Genomic DNA, 24,359 nt, shown 5'->3' on the forward strand with positions numbered 1-24,359 from the left:
CCTACATCAACAAAATTCACACGCACATTATTTAATTTCATATCGTAAAAGGAACTGCCATAAATGGCGCCAAATGCAATTATTATGGATTTCACAGCATATCAGCAGCTATTTTTCGATATTTTGAATAGCCCTAATCCCCTGGCTCCGTACGACAACCCGGATTATTTAAATTATACAAAGCTCAATTGGTCGCGCCAGCAGCGCTGGCTAAAGGTTGGCGTACTGAACCCGGATTTGACAAATGCCATCGAAAAGATCAGCAAACCACAATTATGGACTGTTATTACTGAGGCCTGGTGCGGCGATGCTTCGCATACCATACCATTCCTGCATCGCCTTTCGGAACTAAACCCGCTTATTAAAGTTGATTACCAGTTAAGGGATTCGCCGCCATTTTTGATCGAGAGTTACCTTACCAATGGCACCCGGTCAATACCGAAGATCATTATTGCAGATGAACACAATCAGGACCTCGGTACATGGGGGCCGCGGCCGGCCGAATGCCAGCGATTATACCTTCAAATGGTTGAAGACCATATTGAAATGGGCGAGAAGAAGATAGCATTGCAGAAATGGTATAACGAGGATAAAGGTGAAAGTTTTCAGCTGGAATTTTTGTCCATCATTAATGCAACATTATGATAACAGCAATTCCGGGACAGATGATCTGCCCGGAATCATTATTTAAAACAAAAATAGCTTAGCTCTATTTTACCTTAAGTTCTTTGCCTGCTATATCTTCCCAGCGGTAATAGTGAAAAGTTTTATCGGTACTCATTACCACAAAAATGCCATGTTTAAAGGTACCATTTAAAGGAGTAGCAGTTACATCACTGCCGTCACTTTGTCTTGCTGCTACATTAGCTATCTTCAAAAGTTTGTGTTCAAAAGGGTTTGCTTTGGTACCTTCCCTACTGAAAACCTGGAAACGGTTGGCCCCCTGGTCAGATACAAGGATATATCCGGTTGTATCTGTCAGCTTATAAATCGAGATTCCTTCATGATCGGCATTAAAGCCCGTGGTGCCGAATATAGCCAGGCCCTGGTCGCCTTTTTCAGGGTCGGCATAATACTGGCGTACCCCTACCTGTTCGTCTGAGTAGTAGATGTACCCCAGCTCATTATCAACAGCTATTGATTCAATTTCTTTTTTGCCACTGTATTTACCAAACTTACGTACCAATGTAGCTTTAACATTGCCGGTACCATCATCTTCAAGCAAATATTGCCAGATATATCCGCCTGTTTGCGGACCATTTTTGCGGCCTGCGATGGCATACATTTTTCCATCTTTTGCAGTATAGATAGAGATGCCCATCAAATCCCGGTATTCAAAGCCGGTTTCGCCAACAAAGGCGTCAATACCGCCATTGTCTACGGGTTTCATATCAGGCAATGAATAGATCCGCAGTTTGTGGGTCATGCGCTCGGTGGTAATAGCAATATCGGTGGGTTTACCGCCAAGCATCAACCCATAGGCCAGGTCAACGTTGTTTGGCCGCTTTAAGCCACGAACAACCTTATCCTTAATAATTTTACCCTGCAGGTCGAACACATAAAGTGCGCCTTCGCTGTTTTTATCCGTGCCTATGATCAGGCTTTGAGCAGGATCGGCAGGATTGATCCATATAGCCGGATCATCGGTATCGTACAATACCGGTTCCGTGATAACTACCGGTTTTATCTCGGGTGCTGTGCTGCCCGGGATGGTAAGCCCATTACTGTTGCGTATCTGGCTTTGGCCGCAAGCAGTATTACCTATGGCTACAGCAAATAATATATATGTTAATTTGCTTAATTTATTCATCGATCATTATTAAAAAAAATGATCCTGCAAGGAAAGAGTGCAGGATCATTGCCATGATTTAATTTATTTTGTTCCGAAAGCGCCGATGTAATTAGCCGGGTCAGGAGATACATAATTTATCCCGCTTACAGTAATACCCGCAGCATGATGACGGGTAAAGTTGGTTATGCCCTTATTTAAAGCCGGTGAACCGCTTTGTAAATGAAAATCCCAGTTGATATCGTAAACAGCGTTCAATACCGGGGTTGATTCAGGGTAGTTCACAAATTTAGGATCGTTATCACCTGCCTGAGTACCTCTGATTTCATTAACTCCGCCAATAATATCTTTTGATGGCTGAAACTGATTTACCGTAGTTTGATCGTAGCCGTAGTAAAAATTATTGCTGATCACGGTACGTTTATCTTCGGTTGATTTGGTGTCGCGTTTGATACCAAAACGTGTGTTTGCAAACAGGTTGTTGTAAATATCCGCATGAACGTTGTTTTCCAGCCAGATAGAACCGCCCTTTGCCGATGGCCTGCGCCAGCCGGTATTTACCATGGTGTTATTATAACAGATGATGTAAGCCTGCGGCGTACGGTCGCCCGAGTTCGATAACTTCAGTGCATTGGTGTTGGCGCTGTAAACCAGGTTAAAGCCAACGTCTGCCAAACAGCCCGATTTAAAGTTCATGGCCTCACCGCCTGTTACCCCTGTGGTATAAAAAGTATTGTTGGCAAAAATGATCTTGCCCCCCTCAATATAAGTACAATCTTCTTGGAAATTACGCACAGTTGAGTTTACTACAATCAGTTTACCATTCACATTTGAAAACCACAATGCGGGTACATTTTCGCCGGCTACAGCTTTGTAAAGGCCTTGTTTTACCGAAGTTGAAGCATCAGAAGTAGTATTACCGCCATACTCTAAAATGGTATGGTCAAGTACCAGCTCGGCGCAGGTTTTAGCGGCAAGAATCCCGCCCCACATTTTCCCAAACTTTTTGGCATCGGTACGATACGCAGCGTTTACTGTTATCCTTACCGGGTTTTCGGCGGTACCTAATGAATACAGGTTACCTTTTACTATAAATTCCGGCTTGGCAATGGTATCCATCAATACGGTTACCCCCTCTTCAATAGTAAGTGATTTACCTTCGGGAATAATAATATCACCTTTAATGATCTGTGTGCTTCCTTTTGCCCAAACGCCTGATACCTCGCCGCTTGCCGATCCGTCGCCCGAGCTTGCATCAACATCAAGGTTAGCTTTCCTGCAACTGCTAAAGGCTATGGCCGATAGCAGCACTGCCGCGAATATTTGTTTTAGTTTCATTGTAATGCCTTTTATTTATGGTTGATAAATTATTTTAAAGTTTGTATCGAACACCTATCAGGTAAGTTTGCTTATAGTAGTCACTACGGATTAAGGTTTGCCCGTTTGATACAATATTATCATCCTTAAGTGTTGAATTTTCAGGGTTTGTACCTTTCAGGAACAATTTAGCCGGAGTATTAAGCAGGTTGCCCGCTTTGATAAATACGCTCAGGTTGTTTTTGAAATGTTTTTCAGCCGATACATCCATCTGGATAAAGCCTCGCTGCCAAAGGTCGTTATTCACAAACTGCGATACAGTGTTGATACGCGGACCGGTATAAGCTCCGGCAATTTGTGCATCCCAGCCCTTCTTAGTGTCTTTATACAATAATGATAGGTTAGCGATATGCTCTGACTGACCATATAAAGGCCTGGTTTGATTTACTGAAACTTTGCGGGTATCGCCATTAGCATCAGTCATATAAGCGTCTTTAGGCGTAGTGATGCGCGAGTGCGTATAAGTATAATTTGCTTTCACACCAAACTTGCTGAAGAATTTAATGAAATCAAGCTCAAGTCCATAGTTTTTAGCTGTACCAAAGTTACCCGGCACGTAATAAGTATCCTGCCCCCGTGTGGCATCAGCCTGGAAGCTATATTCTATCGGGTTTGTGATCCTTTTGTAAAACGCGCCCGCTAACAATTGCATACTTGCGTCAGGGAACAGCTCATACCTTAAATCATAGTTATCGGCAACAGCATGTTTAAGGTCGGGGTTACCACGCTCGTTATATTCGTCACCAATTCGTCCGCCTGGGATAAGCTCATAAAAGCCCGGACGGTTAACTGATTTGAAGTAGGAAGCATGAAACTGTTGTTTATCTGTTAAAAAATATTTCAGTGTTAAGCTTGGCAATACATCGGTATATTTCTGATTTCCGGTTGGCCTTGACTCGCCCTGTGGGAAAAGCATCCTGTACCCCTGATCAGTGTGTTCTACACGTGCACCACCAACTACCTGGATGGTTTTTGTAGTAAACTTAAACATACCATATCCTGCGCCTATCTTTTCAGATGCGTCATTGGTTAAGGAGTTATTTACAGCACCACCCGGGTTGGTTACGTTAAAGTTCAGCTGGGTATAATTCGTGAAATCGGTACCATATAAGGCACCCGGATTGGTTGCAGTAAGATTGTAATTGTTATAGAAGCTGCTGCGTTCTTTATCGCGGTATAAACCACCGGCAGAGAAATCAACATGAACACCTCCAATTGGCGCAGTATAAGTAAGATCAAGGTAACCGGCTTTATCTTCATCAGTATTACGCTCCCAGCGGTGGGTAAGCGAAGTACCGTTAGTGAGATAAGTGCGCCTGTCGACAAAGTTTTCGCGCACGCCGTTTAAGCTGATGGTGGTATTATTGGGCACTTCGTTTTCGGCCGAAGAATAAACTGCCGACCACTGTACTTTAAGTTTATCATTAAATAACTTATGATCACCACGTAGCGTTCCGCTGTAAATTTGTTGCTCGGTAAAGCGGCTGCGGGTTGAATAACCTAACTGGGCATTTCCTTTATCCGGGTCGTAATCAGTTGAAAAATTGGTAGATTTTTCGTCACGGACCTGGATGTTGGTTAAGTTAACATAGGTGTTAAACAAGCTCAGTTTATTGCGGTTGTCTATCACATAATCAACTTTTGAAAATAAACCGTAACGTTTTTGCTGTTCAGAGTATTCCCTGTCGGCCCGGCTGGTAACTGCGGCGTACTCGGCTGTTGGTACTACCTTGGTGCTATAAAACACGCTGTTGCTGCCACGATAGGTGTTCTGGTAACTTCCGGCTACTAATACGCCCAGCTTATTATTAAAAAAGCGCTGGCCTAACGACAGGCTACCAACAACATTTGGCGCAGGGTGCTTAAGCGAATAATCTAATGTTCCCTTGCCAAAATCAGCCTGAGTTGCCTGATATGCCTTCCCATTTACTTCATAAGGCGACTTGTGGTTAATACCTGAATAATCGTAGCTCATAAATTTACGATCAATCAGTAACTGGCTGTAACCACCCGCCAAATTAGCGTTTATCTCAAATCGCTCCGGGGCATCTTTCATTACCATGTTAACAACGCCGCCAACAGCATCGCCTTCCAGGTTTGGAGTAAGGGTTTTATAAACTTCCAGTCGCGATAGCAGGTCTGAAGGGAAAATATCAAGCGGTACATAACGGTATTTGTTATCAGGGCTTGGTATTTTAACCCCGTTTACCAGCGTATAGTTATAGCGCTTATCCATACCGCGTAAAATAGCATATTGACCATCGCCGTTAGTATTACGCTCAACCGATACACCAGATACGCGGGAGATCACATTGGCCACTGTTAAATCGGGAGATACTTCGATAGCCCTGCCCGATACGACGTTCATTACCTGTGTGGCCTGCTGCTCAATGCGACGGGCCGTTCTTTCAGTCGAGCCATTTTTTTGTGACACCACGCTGATTTCCTGCAACTGCTTGTTTGCCTCTTCGAGATATATCTTCAGATGTGGGTTGTCATCTTTGGATATTTCAATCTGTTGGGTTGCGGTTGTGTATAAAACATAAGATACCCTAACAGTATAAGAACCCTTGAGAACATCCTTTAATTCAAACGAACCATCCAGACCGGTGGTTGTGGCGATCTTCGTTCGGTCGAGGCTCACGGTAGCCCCTACCATAGGTTCGCCGGTTTTGCGGTCATAAACATGACCTTTTAGCTTGGTTGCGTTAGCGGCGGTAACGCACAAAAGCATGAACAATAATGTTTGTAAGTATTTTTTCATTTTGCGACGATTAATGCAATTGTGATTTGCTTTTTGACGGCGCAAAGGTGTTTAAACAACTCATACTTGCATTAATAATAGCGTTACAAAAAGGAAACAGCGTTACATACAGCGTATACGCAACAGCAACACAAAAATATAATTAATTGATTTTCAATGATATAATAAAAACACAAACCGCCATTATCATTCAGTTACCGTTACATTAAGCAAATGTTAAGCCTCAAAAACACAAGTAGATCAGCGGCAATTAAACTACAGGGCTTGTATAAAAGTCGTAAGATTCTCGCCCTGGTCAATGTTGAGTTTCTTGCGTAAACGGTAACGGGCAACCCGTAAACTATCAATAGAGATGCCCAACAAACCGGCAATATCCTTCGAATCCATATTAACCTTAAGCAGCGCTATTAAACGCAGATCTGTAGAAGTAAGATCACTGCTCTGCTGCTTCAGCTTCTCAAAAAAACTTTGGTGAACCTGCTCAAAGGCAAAAGTAAACTCCTTCCAGTGCTGCTCGTGGTTAAAGCTTTGGTTTATTTGCTGGATAATTTGCTGCATCTGCCTTTTCTGATCACGCTTATCTTCTTTCACCATATCCTGCAGCGTATTACGCATACTTTCCAATAGCTGATTGTTTTTGATGAGGTTTAATGTATGGGATGACAGCTCCTGCCCTTTAAGTTCCAACTGCTGCTTAAGGCTTTCTTCTTCCAGTTGTTTATTCTTAAGCTCCAGCTCCATCAAATCGCGCTGGGCTTCAAAAATCGATCGGTTTTGCTCGGCCAGAACACGTTGGTCGCGAATTTTAAGGCGTTGCCTGCTGAAGGTTACAAAGCCAAGTATAATCAGCAGCAGGGAAATAGTAACACCTGCAATGGTGACAATCTGGTTAGTTTTGCGGATGTTGTTAAGGCGAACAATCTCATCGCTTTTTTTATCCATATCATACAGTACCTGCAAAAATGAGGTTTGCTTTAAACTTTCCCTTGAGTATACATCAAGCGAATATTTACGGCTCAATTCGAGGTAATGATAAGCGCTATCCATCCGGTTAAGCAACTGATACGACTTGCCGAGGTCACGGCAAGAGGCAGCCAGTTGGTACATGTTATCTGTTTTCAATGACAATACATAAGCTTTACGCGATTGTATGATCCCTTCTTCGTACTTATCGGTTTTCCGCAAAATATCGCCAATGTTATTGATAACCTCAATACTCGCGACTTCATTATTGTACTTATTGTAGATTTCTAATGACTTTTTAAAGCAGGAATATGATGAATCATAATTGGCCAGATCTTCATGGATACTGCCAAGGTTCTCGTATATTTTTGCCTGGCCATAATCATCCCCTATCCGCTGGTAACTGTTCAGGGCCAGCCGCTGGTAGTAAAAGGAGCTGTCATATTTGTGATGCTTCTCGTAAAGATGGCCTATCGCTCCAAATATTTCGGCCTGCCCCTTTTTGTTATTGGTTGCTTTATAAAGATTCAGTGCCTTGTTGTACAACTGAAATGACTTATCAGACTGCCTGTTGTAATAATACAGAATCCCCATTTTGCCCCAATTTTCGGCCAATAAATCCTTATTGCCTATCTGCCCAAATACCTTATCAGCATGCAAATAAAAATCAAGGGCTTGAGCATAATGCCCCTGGTTAAAACAGATCTGTCCCATCTGCTGCAGACTCAAGCCGGCGGTAAGATTATCATTATCCTGAACAGCATCGGCGTGGAGTTTTTTCAGAATGATAAGCACCGAATCGGGATGTTGCTGTGAGAGCGATTGAAGCTGTTGAAACCGGTCGGTTTTGTTTGATTGTGCCTGTACCCCTGTACCAGATATTAATACAAACAGGTAAAATGCTAATTGAATAAGCCTGGTGTAGAGTTTAATCATATCTGAAAACTAAGCGGATTGTCATTGCAAAGAAGCCGTCTTTTGGTACCTGCGCACAAAAAGACAAACAAAAAAAGCATTTCAATGTGAACTTAATGTTAACCAACTACCGTGTGTTAACTATTTTACATGCGTTCGATAGATATAGGAAGGCTTTTAATTCCCTCCTAAGGGAGGGGTGTGGTGGGATTGAGCGTTGGCAGGGAGGGTTATACGCCTTTGCGACGACCGGGTATCTCGCTGAAACCCCTCCCTACACCCTCTCAGGGGAGGGAATCGCACATCCCCATGCATCTTATTTCTTCTAATACATGAACTCTTGATGCTTTGCCTTCTTACTCGTCATCCTGAGTTTCTTTCAGTTCATCTTCTTTTTTGCCTTTACCTAAATGGATGATAGGCTTATCCTGGGTACCGGTAATGGTCATTGGAATCCCGAAGATACCGAAAGGCGGCAGTCCCAGCCTGAATTTCAGGTTCAGTTTACCATCCAAACCTACCTGGCCTTCAAACCGTGGCCTGAAACCTGCAATACGCATTTTGGTCCGCTCGATGGTCATAATGTTGTTAGCTATAGTACTTTTGATATCAACTTTTTTAACATCGCCATGGCCAATACTATCATGCCCGGTTTCTTTACCTACCGCGCTCAATAGCTTTAATCCATATACCTTAACCTGTTTTACTGAAAGAACACCACCGCCTTTTAATGATGGATAAACCGGCTTCATATCGCTGTTAAGCTTACCGGCCAATTTATAATCTAAAGATACAACGCCTTGTACATGCGCCGCCGAAGTTGCCATATCATGGAACAATTTAATCTCGCGGTAAGCACGCTGAATATCAAATTCTTTGGCATTGATGTGGTAATCAAAAAATGCCTTTTGCGGGTTGATGCTGCCATAAGTTGCATCCATAACCACCGGAGCGCCAATGAGGCTAAACCCGGTTTGTTTAAGTAGGATCTGCCCGTTGGAAATATTCATAGAGCCTTTGGCATCGCTGATATCCAAACCGTTATATTTCACCTTTTTTACATCGGCGGCAAAATTAAGATCGAGGTTTGCAGGCACCAATATCACGCCAGCTGACTTAGTCGGTTTGGCAGATGCAGGTACGCCGGCAAAGGCCATAAAATCATCAGCAACAATCAAATCGCTCTTCAAATTAAACTCACCTTTTAACGGCGAATTTGGTTGCATAGCGTAACCTATTACATTGGATAAAGCACCATCAAGCACCACTATTGATTTACCATAGTTCGCCTTAAACTGATCAAACTTCATTTTATCCTGGTTAAAGCTAAATACGCCGTTGGTGATAAAAAATGGTTTCGGGAATAGTTCCGTTGTAAGCTTGATATTCTTCACCTTCATGCTGCCGGAGTTATCCAATTTCTCGTAATGGCCCGTAGTAGCATCGCTTTGTTTGCCTTTCAGTTTAAAGTTGGTGCTTACAAAACCGTTCACATCATATCCTTTTACGGCAAACACTTTGTAAATTTTACCCAGGTCCAGGCTACCTCGAGAAGTTACGTTATAGTCAAGGTCATCAAAGTTGCGGAGATTGGCTCTCAGCAAAAATGGCTGGCCTTCAAAATTGAACGACACCGGTTTAATATTCACCTTCAATCCTTTTAACGAGCCGGTATTGTTAAAAATGTTTACACTAACCTGCACATTTTGCATGGGGTGCGGATAGTATTTGGTTTGAATATATCCGTTTTTCAGGTTGATCTCCGCGTTGGTAACCGGGAAGATGCGGCGGGCCGGAATATACCTGCCTTTACTTTGCAGGTTGGCATCAAAATCACCACGGAAATCAATGCTATCAACCGGGTAAAACTGTTTAATATCATCCAGATGAAATTTAGCACTCAACCCGGCATCAATCAATGCACCAGCTTTATTGCTTAATTTCAGATAGCCTTTGATGTAGTTGTTAAGTGCATTGATGTTAAGGTTGCGCACATCCATCGTGGCATTAGCAATATTATGATCCGGGCAAGCGGCATCCAGATCAAAACTGATATTGTTGATGGACTGCGGCAGCTTGCTGTACTTAAAATACCCGTTCCTGAATGTCGACTTGAGTTTAAATTGGGGGATACTGGTTATTACGGTATCAACTTTTTTCCTTAGCCCCGTTTCCCTGATGCCGGTGGTGTACTTACCTTCGGCCAGTAAATGCAAACCATACCTTCCTTTTACCTGGAATGGTTTAATGCCAAAAACCTTGTACCATTGCTCCAGGTCAATTTCGGTGTTCACTTTAGCATAAATGTATGGAGATTTGATTCCCTTTAATTTCAGTACCGAACCAAAGTAGTCCTTACCAATATTAAAATAAACCGAATCAATATTAACTTTTAAACTGTCGGGGTTGAGGCCAGGCAAACTGGCATCCATATTCAGGTACAGGTTTTTAACCGGCGCAGGAGTACTTTTGTTAACGATGGAACCGTCGCGCACTTTCATGCTGATACCCAGGTTGGGCATAATATTTTTTGAGGCGATGTACTTTCCGCTAAGATCAAGCTGGATGATGCCATTACCGCTGATATCCATGTTATCAACATATTTGGCGTATTCATCCGGGATCGCGGTAAAAACATCACCAAGATCATTCTGATCGCTCCTGATCTTGAAATCCATATCATAACCATCTTTCAGGAACTCAAACCGGCCTTTAAATTTAACCGGGAGCTTGTTAATAAGCAGGTCGTTTTTTTGAAATGCGAAGGCCAATGATTTGGTATTGATACTGGTAACGAGGTCGGCATTTACTTTTTTCTTGAGCACGTAGGCCTTATTGCCGTAATAAAAATCTACCGAAGCAGCATCAACATGACTATAAAGGTCAAAGATGTCTTTGCTTAAATCGCCGCTGCCTTTGTAGTTAAGTTCCCGCGCGTTGATCTGCATCGGCAATGAACGGTCGTCATAAACCAGGTGGCTTTTGTCTATCAAAATCTGTTCAATCCCTAATGATGCACTGGCGGTATCGGCTTTATTATCCTGTTTAGGGGGCGATGATTTGTAAACATTATAATTGGCTTTACCGGCACTATCAACCTGAATGTTGATCAACGCGTGATCAAGATAAATCTTGTTTACATTGATCTTGTTTTTAAAAACCGACGAAAGATCTATAGCCAACGAAATTTCCTTAGCCGAAACCAAGGTATCATTCTGAAAAGGCACGCTGCCATTCAGTACAAAATCATTCAATGTAAGTGTTAGCGACGGGAATTTTTTAAAGAATGATAAGCGCGTATCCGAAAACGAAAGCTTGCTGTTTACGCTGCCGGCGGCCCATTGTTTAATTTTCTGAGTCACTGTTTCGGGAAAAAGGTACGGTAAAAGGAACATCAACAGCAATAAACTAACAACGGTGATGGCGCTTATTTTAAGCGTTTTAACCAATATTTTTTTTAAGGGGAGCGGCATAGAAATTATTATAGCTAACGAAGCATGAAAGTAATCATAAAACCTAATTATTGGATATCAAATTATGATGATTGTAATGTTAGGAGAAAGTGACTTTGGCGTGGTACGGTGAAAACCCGACCATCAGTCGTAAATCATGTCATTGCGAGGAGCGGCATTGGGACTGAGCAAAGGCGCGACGCGGCAATCGCATACTATACAGAGCGGCCGTGCTTCGTGCGATTACTTCGTCCCCCCGCCCTAACTGGTCGAAGTTTAGCGGTAGCGTAACTTCGTCCTAAAACAAGTTAAGCTTTCAGCTTAACCCTACAAAGCGCTATTGTATTAAAACATGGTAAGGCCACGGAAGCAGAATGCTTCCATCTTTTTAGGACGAAGTTACGTTACCGCTAAACTTCGACCAGAATCTGGTAGGTGTAAAAAAGGGAACCTGACATGCAAGTTCCCTTTTCAATTAATCTCAAAATGAACGCTTACTTACCCGCCAACTTATCTCTTAAAGTTTTCATGTAATAGCCACCAATTACGCTACGCGCCTGGAAACCTACCATTTTACCATTGGTAGTTTCGTGCCAGTCACTTAACGGCACGCGTGATGAGGTTTCGGTAGCGAATTTGTAAACCGGGGCAACTAAAGCGTTGAAATCAGCTTTGTTATTAGCCATGGCCGCTGTCCACAGGATCCAATCGCTTTTGGTATAGGTCTTACGGCTATCTAACGGTAAACCAAACTCATTTTGGTGTGACACATAGTATTTAAGCTCCTTATCGTACACTTTTTGAGGGAACAACTTCAAGCCCAGCACTTTATCCCAAACCATATTATATTTCTGGCTCCAGGTATCTTTGCTGTCAAACACCAGGCCGTAATGGTCGCCGGCATTGGCTTTTTCTTCCCATTTTTTGGCCATATCTTTAGCCATCGCTTTGTACTTTTTAGCGGTTGCGGCATCACCTAACATACCTGCTAATTCGCCGTAGGCATCAATGGCTACAATAGCTTTTACTGATAAGTTGGCATTGTGTGCCAGGTGACCGGCAAAGTCATCAGTACACAATTGGCTACCCGGATCAAAACCTGATTTGGCAAGATACTCAGTCCAGATAGTTAATGTTTTCCAGTGTTTTTTGGCATAGTTGGCGTTACCTTCAACTTTTGCTAAAGCAGCGTTAAGGATGATCATGTTGCCGCTTTCTTCAACCGGCATATCTTCACCATAAGTTTGGCCGTTGGCCAATGGATAAGTACCCAAATCGTGCGATGAGTAAGGTTTGTTCCATTTGCCGCTTTCGCTGAAATAGAAGATGCCGTTCATCATGCCTTTCAACAAATCAGGATTGTAAAGCAAGTACATTGGAGCCGAAGGGTAAGTAATGTCAACCGTATTGATAGAGCCATTGCTAAAATTCTCTTTAGATAAGAATAACAATTCGCCCTCCGGGCTTTTAACTACCTGGTGTGCGGCAATACTTTGACGATAAGCCATTACGCATAGTTTAGCATATTTTTCGCCACCGGCTTTAACCGCGTCGGCCCAGATCTTAGCATCTGTTTTTACACAAGTGCCAATCACTTTAGCGTAAGCTTTGGTAGCATCACTCAGTACGCCTTCAATAGTAACACCCGGAGTATTCCTCCACCATGGCCTTAAATTGGTTTTGAAGTATTGGATAGCATAGATGTCATCATACCCAACCGAAATAAATTTAGATACCGGCGTAGCAGTCACTTTACCAAATGGTAATACTGTGCTTAACATGAATTGTTTACCAGTAACCGTAGCTTCACCTTTTTGGGCGCCCAGGAATGATGAAACAGCATCGCCTTCGGGAGTGATGTATTGTTTAGCTCCGGCGGTTGATGAAGCAACATAAACATAACCCCAGTCAATACGCAGGTTATCACCTTTTTTCTGCAATACAGGCTGTTCAACCGTGCCGGCTTTTAGCAATTTAAGCCCGTTCTGGCTGTATTTTGATACGGTAACTTCCTGTGATGGTGTATTTACAGCGAGATTACTTGATACTCCCTGATAGATCTGGACATCATGAGCTTTCCCATCGGTTGATTTCAATTGGTAAGTGATGTATGATACCGGGGTGGTAAGTAATTTCAAATCGCCCATAACCAATGGCGAAGTGAAAGTAAGTTTCAGGTTTACCTCACCTGCTTTAAAGTTGTATACGGTTTGGGTAGCTGTAACTTTAACGCTGGTTTGCACAGCCAGTTTAACGGCTTCGTCATCCTTGCTCAACACTTCTTCAGCAAGCCCGGCATCAATAAACGAGCCGCCACCGGTGTTTTTACAATGGATAGCCAAAACGTTTTCGCCTGCTTTCAAATTTGATTTTGCGCTGGCGGATAATGCAATTGTTTCAAAATCGCCATTAGCACCACCTTCGGCAGCAATCTGCTGGCCGTTCAGGTATACTTCGGCTTCATCATCATGATAAATTTTCAGCATTAAACGGCCTTTCGGTAATTCGGCAATATTGAATTTACGACGAACCCAAATGTCTTTACCCCGCCAGTCTGTGCCTTTGCTTGCTCGCTCATCGCCAAAAGGTGCAGCGCCGCTTTTCCAGCTTTGATCATTAAAGCCTGGCTTTTCCCAACCTTCTGCCGGGGCAGTTTCGGCCTGGTATTGGCCGGTGTATGATTTTTCGTCGGTAGCGGCTAAAATGGTTTTATAATTAACGGCCGATGCGCCCATAAAACGGTAGTAATTGCCATCAACCTTAATGAGGCCCAGTAACGATTGATCTTTCCCGGTCCAGTGCTTGGTGGTTGATTCATTTAACTTATCGGTGTTTGACCAGATGCTGAAATAAGTGTTGTGCGTGATCAGCGGATAAGACGGCATCTTATCTTGTGCCAGCGCTGTTTGTGCAACAAACGATGCTGCCAGTCCGGAAACAAGCAAGTACGTTTTTTTAAAAATGCGGTTCATAAACTACGTTTTACTTTTGGTTTTAATTTATTGTTGGTTTTTTTATTATTTACTCTTATTTCCCGGCTTTGGAAAAACCTGGTGCGTATTTGCCCAGATATGCCAAAGGCTATCCAGTTGGTGCACTTTTTCCGGGTATTTCGATTTCAGATCGGCAGTTTCGGTTTTATCCCGCGACAGATCGTACAAATGCCAGGTAGTATCATTACTCAGCGATACCAGCTTCCAGTTTCCTGAACGCGCATACCTCGCGCCGAAGTGCTCGTTAAACAAATCCTCATGACCCGGAGCATATTTTCCTTTAAAGCTTGGCACCAGGCTGATACCTGTAGTCGGTGGAATGTTGTGCCCCTTATATGTTTTAGGATATTTAGCCCCGGCCAGCTCAACAAAAGTGCTCATGAAATCCATCACATGGCCTACATGGTCATTAAAGCCACCTCTATTAGCAGTAATTCCTTTTGGCCAGAAGGCAATCATCGGTGTATGGATACCACCTTCATATGATTCGGCTTTCCAATATTCATACGGCGTATTGGCTACGTTTGCCCAACGCGGCCCGATTGACGAATAAGTAGTCTCCGGGCCTGGCAAAGCTTCTTTCTTTGTGGCATAAACAATTTTCCGTCCGTCGCGGGTTTCATTAGGGCGATCAAAACCCGGACCATAAGCGGCGCAGTTTTCAGCACTTGCCCCATTATCCGACAGGAAAACGATAAGCGTGTTATCCAACTGACCTGTTTCTTTCAGCGTTTTAATAATGCGGCCAATACCCTGGTCCATCCTGTCGATCATGGCGGCATGAACAGCCATGGCCATGGCATCCCACTCTTTATCAGGATTGTTTTTCCATTGCAGATCACCTTTCCAGCGATCGGACAGCCTTGTTTTTGCAGGATCGATAAGGCCAAGCTTCACCATCTTTTTGTATCTCGCTTCGCGGATTGCCTGCCAGCCCGCTTTATAAGTGTCTTTATATTTGGCAATATCCTCTGGCTTTGCCATCAGCAGCCAGTGCGGTGCATTTTCGGCAACGTACAAAAAGAACGGCTTTAACGATTTAGCGTAGCCATTGATATAAGCTACCGCTGTATCGTTAATGGCATCTGTATGATAGTAGTTTTGGGGGACGGTTTTAATGGGCTTAGTACCGCTAACCAAACTAAAAGGATCGTAAAAATCGACCACGCCCCAAATGGTTCCAAAAAATTTCTCGAACCCGCGGCTGGTTGGGTACTGGCTAATGGGCGAAAAATCGCCAAAGTCTTTATGATGATTTAACCAGGCCATCTGGTCCTGCGCGTTAGGCTGTCCGTTGGTGTTGGACACATGCCACTTTCCCGACATGGCGGTATGGTAACCTGCGGATTTCAAAACTTCGGCAAGGGTTATTGCATTTTCTGTAATATGACCGAGATAGCCGGGTTCGTCTTCGGCGTCGGTCATTTTGCCTATGCCTGCCTGCTGATTGTATAAACCGGTAAGTAAAGATGCTCTTGTTGGGCAGCAACGCGATGTGTTATAGAATTGCCTGTAGCGGATACCATTTTGAGCAAGGTAATTGATGTTGGGGGTATTAACCTCACCACCATAACAGCCCAGATCAGAAAAACCCATATCATCGGCCAGGATCACGATAATATTCGGGCGTCTCCTTGCCTGCTCAGGTTGCTTCACGACTTTAGTTTGCCACGCAACTGAAACAAGCGCTATTGCACCGGCACAAAATAAGCCGGCATATAGTTTATATTTATTCATAGGTGATCAAAATACCTGCGCCAGTTCGGTTAAATTTACGTTTTAATAAAGCAGGAAGGTTAAAAAATGACCGGGGCTTTTATGCCTGAACATATAGCACTACGGACAGTTTTACACATTCCAAATTAAAGCAATCATTTTACACAAAACGGCTCAATCATTAGTAAAATCGTATCATTTTTGTGATGAATTTTAAAATTAATCGTAAGGCATATGAGCTTGTATACATCACTCTCCGAAAGACTAAAAACCCAGCATCTTACCATAGAACAATTGGTTGCCGATATAAGCAATGATAAATTAATTACGCCACCGGTACCCGGCAAATGGAGCGCTTTAGATAACATAGCCCACCTGGCCCGGTACCAGAAAATATTTACAAAGCGCATACACCTGATTTTGAATGAAGATACAACTGTTTTTGATCGTTACACCGGAGACCTTGATCCTGAGTTTATACCTTTCAGATCAATGGGTTTAAGAGAGCTGCTGGACATGATAAATACGGACCGGATAACAATTATCGATCTGTTGTCGGGACTTAGCGATACAGAATTATCTCGCATCGGCGTACACCCTAAATATGGCAGGCTTACCATTTTAAAATGGGCAGAGTTTTTTGTATTGCATGAGGCCCATCATTTATTCACGATTTTTCAATTGGTTAATGGTGCCGAATAATTTATCCAACAAAAAAGGCAGCCCAATGAGCTGCCTGTGATTTCTATTAAAGTTTTTATTTACTGTGCCAGCTTAACCTCAACACGACGGTTAAGTACACGGCCATCTTCGGTAGTGTTATCAGCTATCGGTTTGCTTTCGCCCCAGCCTTTTACAGTAAGGTTGTCGCCATTAACACCGCTGTTTACCAGGTACAATTTTACAGAGTTTGCCCTATCTACAGATAATGACATGTTATGCTCGGCAGTACCTTCGGCAGAAGCATTGCCATTTAAAACAAATTTCGCCGACGGGTCTTTTTTCAGTTCTTTAACAATATGATCTAAAGTTTGGTACGAAGCAGTTTTTAACACCGCCGAATTAAACTCAAACTGGATATTGCTGAAATTATAATCCGGTTTCTCCGGTGCAGGAGCAGGTGCCGGCGGAGGGGTTGGCGCCGGTTTTGGTGCGGGCGGAGGTGTTGCAGCTTGTTGTGCAGGCTGAGCCGGAGGCGGCGTTTGCACAACCGCTTTTTTGGTTTTGCAGGCTTGGGTAGTGATAGCTAAAACAGCTATTGCAAGAGCTAATAAAGGTGTTTTTAGAGTTTTCATATCTAATGATTTGCGTAAACATAAAAAACGTTGGCATAATGTTTATAGTGCCTAACCATAATTTTATGGCTGAATAACGCTTTTTACATACTGATGTAGATTATTTAATCAATAGTTATGCCATTTGCCTGGAGAACCTGCAAATCCTAATGAAGAATAAATGCGCTAAGCGTTTTTTACTTCAACGTTGTCGTGAAAAAACGCCTCCACCAATCCCCTACACACCAAAAACAATTATCCACTATGCTTATCTTGCCGGCACCATTATAAACCATCGCCATGAAAAAATTATTTGCTGCAATTTTAATTGCTGTTACAACCTTAACGCAATTTGCTTTTACGCCCGTACAATCAAAACCAGATAAATCTCCTGTAGAAAAAACTGCAGAACAAACTCTCAAAAAGCAAATAATGACCGAGGCCGCCTGGGCCATGCAACAGCAGCCGGTTACAGTTACAGCGTCATCTTCACCCAGGAGTGCGGGCGGTAAACACGACTTTTTTTCGGAAGCCGACTATTTTTGGCCTGATCCTAAAAACCCCGATGGCCCTTACATCAATCGTGACGGGCTTAGCAACCCGGATAACTTTGTAGAACACCGCAAAGCCATGATCCGCTTTAGTAAGATCATCGGCGCCCTGGCATCGGCCTATAAAATAACCGGAGATGTAAAATATGTTAAACAGGCTGTAATCCACCTTAAAGCCTGGTTTATTGGTCCCGAAACGTTGATGAACCCAAGTCTTTGGTTCGCCCAGGCAGTTAAGGGACAGTTCACCGGCCGTAATTATGGCATTATCGACACCATTCACCTGATGGAAGTTGCGCAAGGCATTATCGTGATGGAAAAAGCTATGGACGCCGAAACTACAGCCGCTGTTAAAAAATGGTTTACCGATTATACCAACTGGCTCATGACCAGTAAACCCGGCATCCAGGAAAGGGATGTTAAAAACAACCACGCCACCTGCTGGGCTATGCAGGTAGCCTCCTTTGCCAAACTTTGCAAAAATGAGGTAGTACTCGATTCGATTCGCGTGCGATACAAAACGATATTGCTCCCCCGCCAAATGGGCACCGACGGCAGCTTCCCCTTAGAGATGGCTCGTACCAAACCCTATGGCTACTCTATTTTTAACCTCGATGCCATGACCATGCTATGCCAGATCCTTTCAAGCCCGCGGGATAATTTGTGGAACTTTGAAACACCGGATGGCAAATCCATCAAAAAAGGAATAAGTTATCTATATCCTTTCGTGGCAGATAAAAGTAAATGGACTTTAAAACCCGACGTAATGTATTGGGACAACTGGCCTATTGCGCAGCCTTTCCTGCTGTTTGGCGCTAATGCCTACCATGAAAAAGCATGGTTAACAACCTGGCAAAAACTGGATCATAACCCTCAGGTTGAAGAAGTTATCCGGAATTTACCCATCAGGCACCCGCTTATCTGGTTTTAAATCGGGTAAGCGATTCCCCCAGTCAACGCTTTTTCGTGCTTATAATAATATATAAACTGTGAGTTAAGCGTATCATCAAAATATTTTTTTGTCGGGAAGGCGGGTTTTCTCCGTATGCAATCACACTACAAAAGCACTACTACGCTTGTGATGGAATCGTATTGAGGTTATTATAAGGTATTTACAATAAGATGTTTATATAATTTTACCAATACAAAAACATCTATTATACCTATTAACGCGCCTTTCCTGGTATTAGTATATGATATTCATAAGTATCATGAATTTGGTTAACAGGTTTGTGTTTTATTGCCCGGCTTATTTATAAACCAAATAATACATCTAAAACCATTTAACAAATTAACTTATGAGATCGAAACTTAACTCTTACCTCCTTGGCCTGATCCTGGCTGCACTCGCCGTGCTATCATCCTGTAAAAAGGATAACATGAACCAGTTTAAAACCGGCAGCGATTCAAACAACGATAACAGCAGCAAGCCTGTTGCTGTTAACAATGCTGTACCTATCGCCTCCTTTAAAGTAATAGGTTACCTGCCCAGCTGGCAGGGCGATGTAAATGCTGTTCAATACAGCAAACTGACCCACGTTAACTACGCCTTTCTTACCCCTACCAATACCGGAGGGTTGAACCCGCTCGATAACCTTTCAAAATTCACCAGCCTGGTATCAAACGCACACAGCCATAATGTTAAAGTAATGATATCTGTAGGCGGTGGTGGTGGCGGCGATGCCTTCCATCCCATTGTAGCCAATGCCGGTTACCGTACCACTTTTGTTAATAATATGGTCAACTTTTGTAGCCAGTATAATGTTGATGGCGTGGATATCGACTGGGAGTTCCCCTCGGCAGGTACCGAAACCAATAACTTTTATTTATTACTGCAGGAACTATCAACTGCCATGCATAACAGCGGCAGGTTATGTACCATTGCATCTATCTCGGTTGGGGCTACTTACGTTACCAGCAATATGTTCTCTATCCTTGATTGGATCAACATCATGGATTATGACGACAACAACTTCCAGCATTCTACCTACCAATCGGCTGTTGATTGTTTAAGCTACTGGGCAAACCGCGGTTTACCTGCAGCCAAAACTATACTGGGGGTTCCGTTTTATGCCAGGGATAACCGGTACGATTATTCAACCAAAAACTATGTAGATGTATTAGCTATAGGCGGTAGTCCCAACTCAGATACCTTTCAAACTTTTGGCTATAACGGCATCCCAACCATTAAAAGCAAAACCACCCTTGCACTTAACCAGGCAGGGGGCATGATGATCTGGGATTTGGGCGGCGACGCTTCAGGTGCCAACTCCCTGCTTTCGGCCATGAACACTATTATTACCGGCGGAACTACCAACCCTCCGCCAGCTCCTCCAATAGGCACTGTAATATCGCTTAAAGGCTTTAATGGTAAATATGTAAGCGGCGAAAACGGTACGCAGGCTATGACCTGCACCCGCACTGTCGCCGGCGACTGGGAACATTTCACCGTTCTTGACGCAGGCAACGGCAAAATCTACCTGCGCAGCATGGGTAAATATGTTTCGTCCGAAAACGGCACACAAGCCATCACCTGTAACCGCACCACGCCAAGCGACTGGGAAAAATTTGACTGGATAGTTACCACCGACGGAAAAATAACGTTGCGCGGCAACAACGGCAAATTCATTTCCAGCGAAAACGGTACGCAGGCCATGACCTGTAACCGGACTACCGCATCGGGCTGGGAAGCATTTGGGTTGAATCAGTAAACTATTAACTGCTTATACCAAAGGCCGGGGCTATGATTTTAGTATCATAGCCCCGGCTGTTTTCAGAGGATTGGTATATTCTTTTAATGTATTTTACTTCGCAAACCTCGGCAGCAGGTTAGTCGCGGCACCCATCATTTTTATTTTGTAGCGATACCCCCCTCCAAAAGAATCCTCCTCTTTTAAGAACTCATGGTTCTTTTTACTGATCCAGTAGGTTTCGGTAAAATGGCGGCCATTGTAATCGCTTTCGTTATATAGCTTCCAGCAATCAACTTTGTTACCATCCAATGTAGTAATTAACTCGCTGCCGGTTACTTTGTATAAAACATAAAGCGGTGCAGGGATCCCGGCCTCATAAAAAGGGATAGCAAAACTTTTGCCTTCGGCAAGCGGTAACATCTCGAAGGTTTCAATGTCTAAATTCCAATTGAAGTTAGCGAAGGTAAAATCAAGCTTAAAACTCTTAGCCTCGTTATTGGCAACGGTGTCAGCACTTATCACTTTATCGGCAGCCCAGTTAAAGGCTTTTGTTTTTTTGCCGATGGTTTCTGAATGATAAATCGGCGCGAAATCAGGCGCTTTATTAATGGAATAAATGGAACGGTATGATAAACTATCGCTGCCATACCAGTGCTGGGTTATAGTAAATACCTTTTCACCGTTACGGGTTTCGAGGTTTATATCGCGCAGCCAAAGCCAAAATTTCAAGCTCCGGTTGTCTTTTGTATTTTGAAAATACACAAGGTATTGCTTTAACCCGGGCTTAAGCGCCGATGTAAGCAGGCGTTTGTCTTTTACGCGGATGGTATCAGTTTGAGCAAATACTTTAGGCGTATGCGATAGCAGCAGCAACAAGCTAAGGCTTACAGCTACTAATTTTTTGGCTAATTGTTCGGTTTTCATGATAATTTGATGGTTTGATAAGGATACATTTCTGTTAAGAATTCAAAACTGCCTTTTATCAACCATCCGATGAAACCGATTAAACCACTGCCGCGTTCTTTTTAGCCTAATACTGTATTTATTCAATAATGTACCTGCAAACCGGCTTATTGAACATTTAGGGCCATTTATTGAATAAATGCCGGCAACTATTTAAAACCGGCATCCACAAACAAAAAGCTTAGTAATTTTAAAAATGCAACTATTTAAAACCCGCCCGTCCATTACACAACTCCAGCTTTTGATATGGTTAGCGGTGTCGCTGTTGCTATTTTTTTCTTATTTGCCCATGGATGGAGCGGGACAATCGGCTGTTTATACCATTGTTAACACCACGTTTTACGCGGCCATTATATACGGTAACATCCTCTTCCTGTATCCTGTATTTTACCAAAAGGAGAAATATGTTTGGTATGTATTACTTGTCATCATTTTTTTAGTGGCAACGGGTGTGCTCCGGGGTTATTCAACGCTGCTTATTTATAATACCTTTTTTGCAAAAACACCAGAGCATATCAGTCAAAAAGCCATCATTAATTATGTTTCGGGCGGAGTGCTCATTTTCATTATGAGCCTGATCTTTCGCATAGCAATAGCTTATTTTAAGCTAAAGCAGCAAACGGAAGAGATTATGATTCAAAAAAGCCAGGCCGAACTGAACCTGCTTAAATCACAAGTACAGCCGCACTTTTTGTTCAATACGCTTAACAACATCTATTACGAGGCTTACCGTGAAGCTCCCCGTACCGCGGCATTAATTGAGCGGCTTTCGGACATTATGCGCTATTTTGTTGATGAAAGTCCCAAGGATGATGTAGCCATCGGCACCGAAGTACAGTTCATTGAAAACTACATCGCATTAGAAAAAATCAGGATCAGGCATGAGGTAGTTGTTTTTTTTGAAAAAAACTTCAATTCAGATCTCCGCATCCCGCCTATGCTGCTCATGACCTTTGTAGAGAATATTTTCAAGCACGGCATCGACAAATCGAGCGAGCAAAACCTTATTGGCATATCTTTGGTTCAGCAGGGTGATTATCTTTTTTTTAAAACCAATAACGCTATCCATACCGAAGTAGCAAGCAAACGAGCTGCCGGTTTCGGCATTGTTAATTTAACCAAAAGGCTAACCATGCTGTACGGTTCAAATTTTGACCTGAAAATTGATAAAAATAACAACACCTTTGCCGCGTTTTTAAAGATCCCGATAGCATGAATTTAAGCTGTATCATAATTGATGACGAACCTAACGCGGTTAACCTGCTGGAGATCCTGGTGCAGCAAAGTACGCAGTGGCAGCTTAAAGCCAAATGTTATAATGCGCTTGAGGCACTGGCCTTTTTAAAAACCAATAAGGTTGATTTTATTTTCCTGGATATCAACATGCCGCAATTAACGGGCATGGAGCTGGCAGGCTTGCTTCCACCGCAAACCAAAATTGTGTTTACCACTGCCTATTCTGAATACGCTGCCGAAAGCTATACCTATCAAACCATTGATTACCTGCTGAAACCAATCACACTGAAACGTTTCCTGGCAGCCATGCAAAAAATTGAAGGGTATTTTGGCAAGTCCGAACCTGTGATGCAACAAAGCCCGGTTAATGATGAGGGCTATTTCTTTATAAAATCGGGCAAGGTATTACGCAGGATCTTACTGGACGAGATCTTATACTTTGAAGGCGAAAAGGAATACGTACGGCTTGTTACCAGTCAGGAACAGTTATTAATTTACCGCAGGCTCAAGGATATTGAAGACCAGCTTTCGGCCCCCTTTGTGCGGGTGCACAACTCCTATATTGTAAATACCAAACAACTGGCAAAAATCCAGGACAACCATATTTATATCGCGGATAAACACATCCCTGTAAGCGAAAAATTTAAAGATGGTTTTATGAAGCTCATTAATAGAAGGATATTTTAGCGTAAGTAGGGCAAACAAGCCTACTGCAAGGTGGACACAGATGGCTGTTATTTTGTTAAACGTTTTTGAGATAGTTGAGTAAGAAATGATTATTGGGGGTTATTCGCTCTTTTCCCGAGGTAGCTTTACTTTTTTTATAAACTCCTTTGCCTTCTCTACCTTTTCCAAAATAAAAGGATCGTTGGCATGACTTTTAACATCATGGCTTAAAATAGCACGTCCATATCCCTTTTCTGTAATCCTTATTTTTTTTTCTATTGACATATTGCAACTCGTTAATAATAACAAATTTACTTAATCATTTACGCTTTACCAAAAAAGCCTCATAGTTAATGTTTTTTTGAAATTCATGCCAGTCTCCATCTCTAAATCCAAACACAATGAAGTCTTCTTCAATTTCGCTCCATAGCATATTAATACTGATTTGATATAATCGAGTTCTTGATTGACTGCTACCTGTCGCATAAATAAAATGATTACCATAGCGCTCAGAGAATGCAATAATTGTAGCTGCAACTGTGGCAAGAACAATATCTCTATCTTTATTATTGCTAACAATTGAATCAATAATTTTTCCGGTAACGACATCTTCGTCACCAAATGCTAAATTATATACAGTTGGATTGTTCTGAATTTTTGAATAAACAACCGCTTTCTTGATTCTTCCTTTTGGCCCCTCACTGTAAAACTCGTAGGCCCGGTAATCATTTGTAAAGTATTTATACCGCTCTAAATTCATTCAATTGTAATAACGGGTAAGCGTATTCGAATTTATAGTAAAAAACGGAATATCATAATTCTTTAGCTATTTGGTTGGCTAATTAACACCCGCTTGGCAATGATTTTGATAATACTATCCGATAACAATTTATGAAAAAGAAATGCGCAGGCATCTAAATCCGCTGCTGTCACGTTGGAGTAGACTAATTCATTATATTCAGCCGATGGGCAAAAAAATATGGTGGCAATGTTTAATCGGGATTGAC

At 42.6% G+C, this 24,359-nt stretch carries 17 protein-coding genes; 6 read left to right on the top strand and 11 right to left on the bottom strand.

Features of this window, described 5'->3' with window-relative positions:
- Positions 1-84: 84 nt before the first annotated feature.
- On the top strand, positions 85-645 hold the full coding sequence (locus MusilaSJ_RS12520; RefSeq protein WP_274990254.1) for a thioredoxin family protein: 561 nt from the start codon (positions 85-87) through the stop codon (positions 643-645).
- Positions 646-709: 64 nt separating this feature from the next.
- On the opposite strand, the gene MusilaSJ_RS12525 is transcribed toward MusilaSJ_RS12520, so the two are convergent.
- From MusilaSJ_RS12525 to MusilaSJ_RS12555, 7 genes are all read right to left on the bottom strand, one after another.
- On the bottom strand, positions 710-1,810 hold the full coding sequence (locus MusilaSJ_RS12525; RefSeq protein ID WP_274990255.1) for a phytase: 1,101 nt from the start codon (positions 1,808-1,810) through the stop codon (positions 710-712).
- A 63-nt stretch (positions 1,811-1,873) separates the two neighbouring features.
- Positions 1,874-3,127 (bottom strand): right-handed parallel beta-helix repeat-containing protein, encoded by a 1,254-nt coding sequence (locus MusilaSJ_RS12530; RefSeq protein ID WP_274990256.1) that lies wholly within the window; start codon positions 3,125-3,127, stop codon positions 1,874-1,876.
- 34 nt (positions 3,128-3,161) lie between these two features.
- On the bottom strand, positions 3,162-5,930 hold the full coding sequence (locus tag MusilaSJ_RS12535) for a TonB-dependent receptor (protein ID WP_274990257.1): 2,769 nt from the start codon (positions 5,928-5,930) through the stop codon (positions 3,162-3,164).
- 255 nt (positions 5,931-6,185) lie between these two features.
- Positions 6,186-7,829: a tetratricopeptide repeat protein gene (locus tag MusilaSJ_RS12540; protein WP_274990258.1), complete on the bottom strand. Its 1,644-nt coding sequence runs from the start codon at positions 7,827-7,829 to the stop codon at positions 6,186-6,188.
- Positions 7,830-8,164: 335 nt separating this feature from the next.
- A complete protein-coding gene (locus MusilaSJ_RS12545; protein WP_274990259.1) occupies positions 8,165-11,281 on the bottom strand; it encodes an AsmA family protein in 3,117 nt (1,038 codons plus the stop codon).
- 473 nt (positions 11,282-11,754) lie between these two features.
- On the bottom strand, positions 11,755-14,232 hold the full coding sequence (locus MusilaSJ_RS12550; RefSeq protein WP_274990260.1) for a glutaminase family protein: 2,478 nt from the start codon (positions 14,230-14,232) through the stop codon (positions 11,755-11,757).
- A 45-nt stretch (positions 14,233-14,277) separates the two neighbouring features.
- Positions 14,278-15,990 carry an arylsulfatase gene (locus MusilaSJ_RS12555; RefSeq protein WP_274990261.1) on the bottom strand — a complete coding sequence of 571 codons (1,713 nt, stop codon included), beginning with the start codon at positions 15,988-15,990 and terminating at the stop codon, positions 14,278-14,280.
- A gap of 213 nt (positions 15,991-16,203) precedes the next feature.
- Between MusilaSJ_RS12555 and MusilaSJ_RS12560 the strand changes: the two genes are divergently transcribed.
- Positions 16,204-16,671, top strand: coding sequence for a DinB family protein (locus MusilaSJ_RS12560; RefSeq protein ID WP_274990262.1), 468 nt, complete (start codon positions 16,204-16,206; stop codon positions 16,669-16,671).
- Positions 16,672-16,730: 59 nt separating this feature from the next.
- Here the strand turns inward: MusilaSJ_RS12560 and MusilaSJ_RS12565 are convergent, their stop codons facing one another.
- Positions 16,731-17,264, bottom strand: a complete 534-nt coding sequence (locus MusilaSJ_RS12565) for an OmpA family protein (protein ID WP_129569882.1) — start codon at positions 17,262-17,264, stop codon at positions 16,731-16,733.
- 279 nt (positions 17,265-17,543) lie between these two features.
- Between MusilaSJ_RS12565 and MusilaSJ_RS12570 the strand changes: the two genes are divergently transcribed.
- Positions 17,544-18,725 (top strand): alginate lyase family protein, encoded by a 1,182-nt coding sequence (locus MusilaSJ_RS12570; protein WP_274990263.1) that lies wholly within the window; start codon positions 17,544-17,546, stop codon positions 18,723-18,725.
- A gap of 367 nt (positions 18,726-19,092) precedes the next feature.
- On the top strand, positions 19,093-20,505 hold the full coding sequence (locus MusilaSJ_RS12575; RefSeq protein WP_274990264.1) for a glycosyl hydrolase family 18 protein: 1,413 nt from the start codon (positions 19,093-19,095) through the stop codon (positions 20,503-20,505).
- A gap of 93 nt (positions 20,506-20,598) precedes the next feature.
- On the opposite strand, the gene MusilaSJ_RS12580 is transcribed toward MusilaSJ_RS12575, so the two are convergent.
- Entirely contained in the window at positions 20,599-21,411 is an 813-nt protein-coding gene (locus MusilaSJ_RS12580) for a DUF3108 domain-containing protein (protein WP_274990265.1), read from the bottom strand.
- 235 nt (positions 21,412-21,646) lie between these two features.
- Here MusilaSJ_RS12580 and MusilaSJ_RS12585 point away from each other — a divergent pair, with 235 nt between their 5' ends.
- The gene (locus MusilaSJ_RS12585) at positions 21,647-22,666 is read left to right on the top strand and encodes a sensor histidine kinase (RefSeq protein ID WP_274990266.1); all 1,020 of its coding nucleotides are present in this window, start codon (positions 21,647-21,649) and stop codon (positions 22,664-22,666) included.
- Positions 22,663-23,373 carry a LytR/AlgR family response regulator transcription factor gene (locus MusilaSJ_RS12590; RefSeq protein ID WP_274990267.1) on the top strand — a complete coding sequence of 237 codons (711 nt, stop codon included), beginning with the start codon at positions 22,663-22,665 and terminating at the stop codon, positions 23,371-23,373. The genes MusilaSJ_RS12585 and MusilaSJ_RS12590 overlap by 4 nt, the downstream gene beginning before the upstream one ends.
- 99 nt (positions 23,374-23,472) lie before the next feature.
- On the opposite strand, the gene MusilaSJ_RS12595 is transcribed toward MusilaSJ_RS12590, so the two are convergent.
- Both MusilaSJ_RS12595 and MusilaSJ_RS12600 read right to left on the bottom strand, forming a co-directional pair.
- Entirely contained in the window at positions 23,473-23,637 is a 165-nt protein-coding gene (locus tag MusilaSJ_RS12595; protein ID WP_274990268.1) for a hypothetical protein, read from the bottom strand.
- A gap of 34 nt (positions 23,638-23,671) precedes the next feature.
- Entirely contained in the window at positions 23,672-24,112 is a 441-nt protein-coding gene (locus tag MusilaSJ_RS12600; protein ID WP_274990269.1) for a DUF6934 family protein, read from the bottom strand.
- Positions 24,113-24,359 lie beyond the last annotated feature (247 nt).

This window comes from Mucilaginibacter sp. SJ (assembly GCF_028993635.1).
Lineage (GTDB): Bacteria > Bacteroidota > Bacteroidia > Sphingobacteriales > Sphingobacteriaceae > Mucilaginibacter.

Bases quoted from the DNA above. Each gene is read 5' to 3' on its own strand.
- MusilaSJ_RS12520 (WP_274990254.1), top strand. From the start codon at position 85: ATGGATTTCACAGCATATCAGCAGCTATTTTTCGATATTTTGAATAGC.
- MusilaSJ_RS12525 (WP_274990255.1), bottom strand. From the start codon at position 1,810: ATGAATAAATTAAGCAAATTAACATATATATTATTTGCTGTAGCCATA.
- MusilaSJ_RS12530 (WP_274990256.1), bottom strand. From the start codon at position 3,127: ATGAAACTAAAACAAATATTCGCGGCAGTGCTGCTATCGGCCATAGCC.
- MusilaSJ_RS12535 (WP_274990257.1), bottom strand. From the start codon at position 5,930: ATGAAAAAATACTTACAAACATTATTGTTCATGCTTTTGTGCGTTACC.
- MusilaSJ_RS12540 (WP_274990258.1), bottom strand. From the start codon at position 7,829: ATGATTAAACTCTACACCAGGCTTATTCAATTAGCATTTTACCTGTTT.
- MusilaSJ_RS12545 (WP_274990259.1), bottom strand. From the start codon at position 11,281: ATGCCGCTCCCCTTAAAAAAAATATTGGTTAAAACGCTTAAAATAAGC.
- MusilaSJ_RS12550 (WP_274990260.1), bottom strand. From the start codon at position 14,232: ATGAACCGCATTTTTAAAAAAACGTACTTGCTTGTTTCCGGACTGGCA.
- MusilaSJ_RS12555 (WP_274990261.1), bottom strand. From the start codon at position 15,990: ATGAATAAATATAAACTATATGCCGGCTTATTTTGTGCCGGTGCAATA.
- MusilaSJ_RS12560 (WP_274990262.1), top strand. From the start codon at position 16,204: ATGAGCTTGTATACATCACTCTCCGAAAGACTAAAAACCCAGCATCTT.
- MusilaSJ_RS12565 (WP_129569882.1), bottom strand. From the start codon at position 17,264: ATGAAAACTCTAAAAACACCTTTATTAGCTCTTGCAATAGCTGTTTTA.
- MusilaSJ_RS12570 (WP_274990263.1), top strand. From the start codon at position 17,544: ATGAAAAAATTATTTGCTGCAATTTTAATTGCTGTTACAACCTTAACG.
- MusilaSJ_RS12575 (WP_274990264.1), top strand. From the start codon at position 19,093: ATGAGATCGAAACTTAACTCTTACCTCCTTGGCCTGATCCTGGCTGCA.
- MusilaSJ_RS12580 (WP_274990265.1), bottom strand. From the start codon at position 21,411: ATGAAAACCGAACAATTAGCCAAAAAATTAGTAGCTGTAAGCCTTAGC.
- MusilaSJ_RS12585 (WP_274990266.1), top strand. From the start codon at position 21,647: ATGCAACTATTTAAAACCCGCCCGTCCATTACACAACTCCAGCTTTTG.
- MusilaSJ_RS12590 (WP_274990267.1), top strand. From the start codon at position 22,663: ATGAATTTAAGCTGTATCATAATTGATGACGAACCTAACGCGGTTAAC.
- MusilaSJ_RS12595 (WP_274990268.1), bottom strand. From the start codon at position 23,637: ATGTCAATAGAAAAAAAAATAAGGATTACAGAAAAGGGATATGGACGT.
- MusilaSJ_RS12600 (WP_274990269.1), bottom strand. From the start codon at position 24,112: ATGAATTTAGAGCGGTATAAATACTTTACAAATGATTACCGGGCCTAC.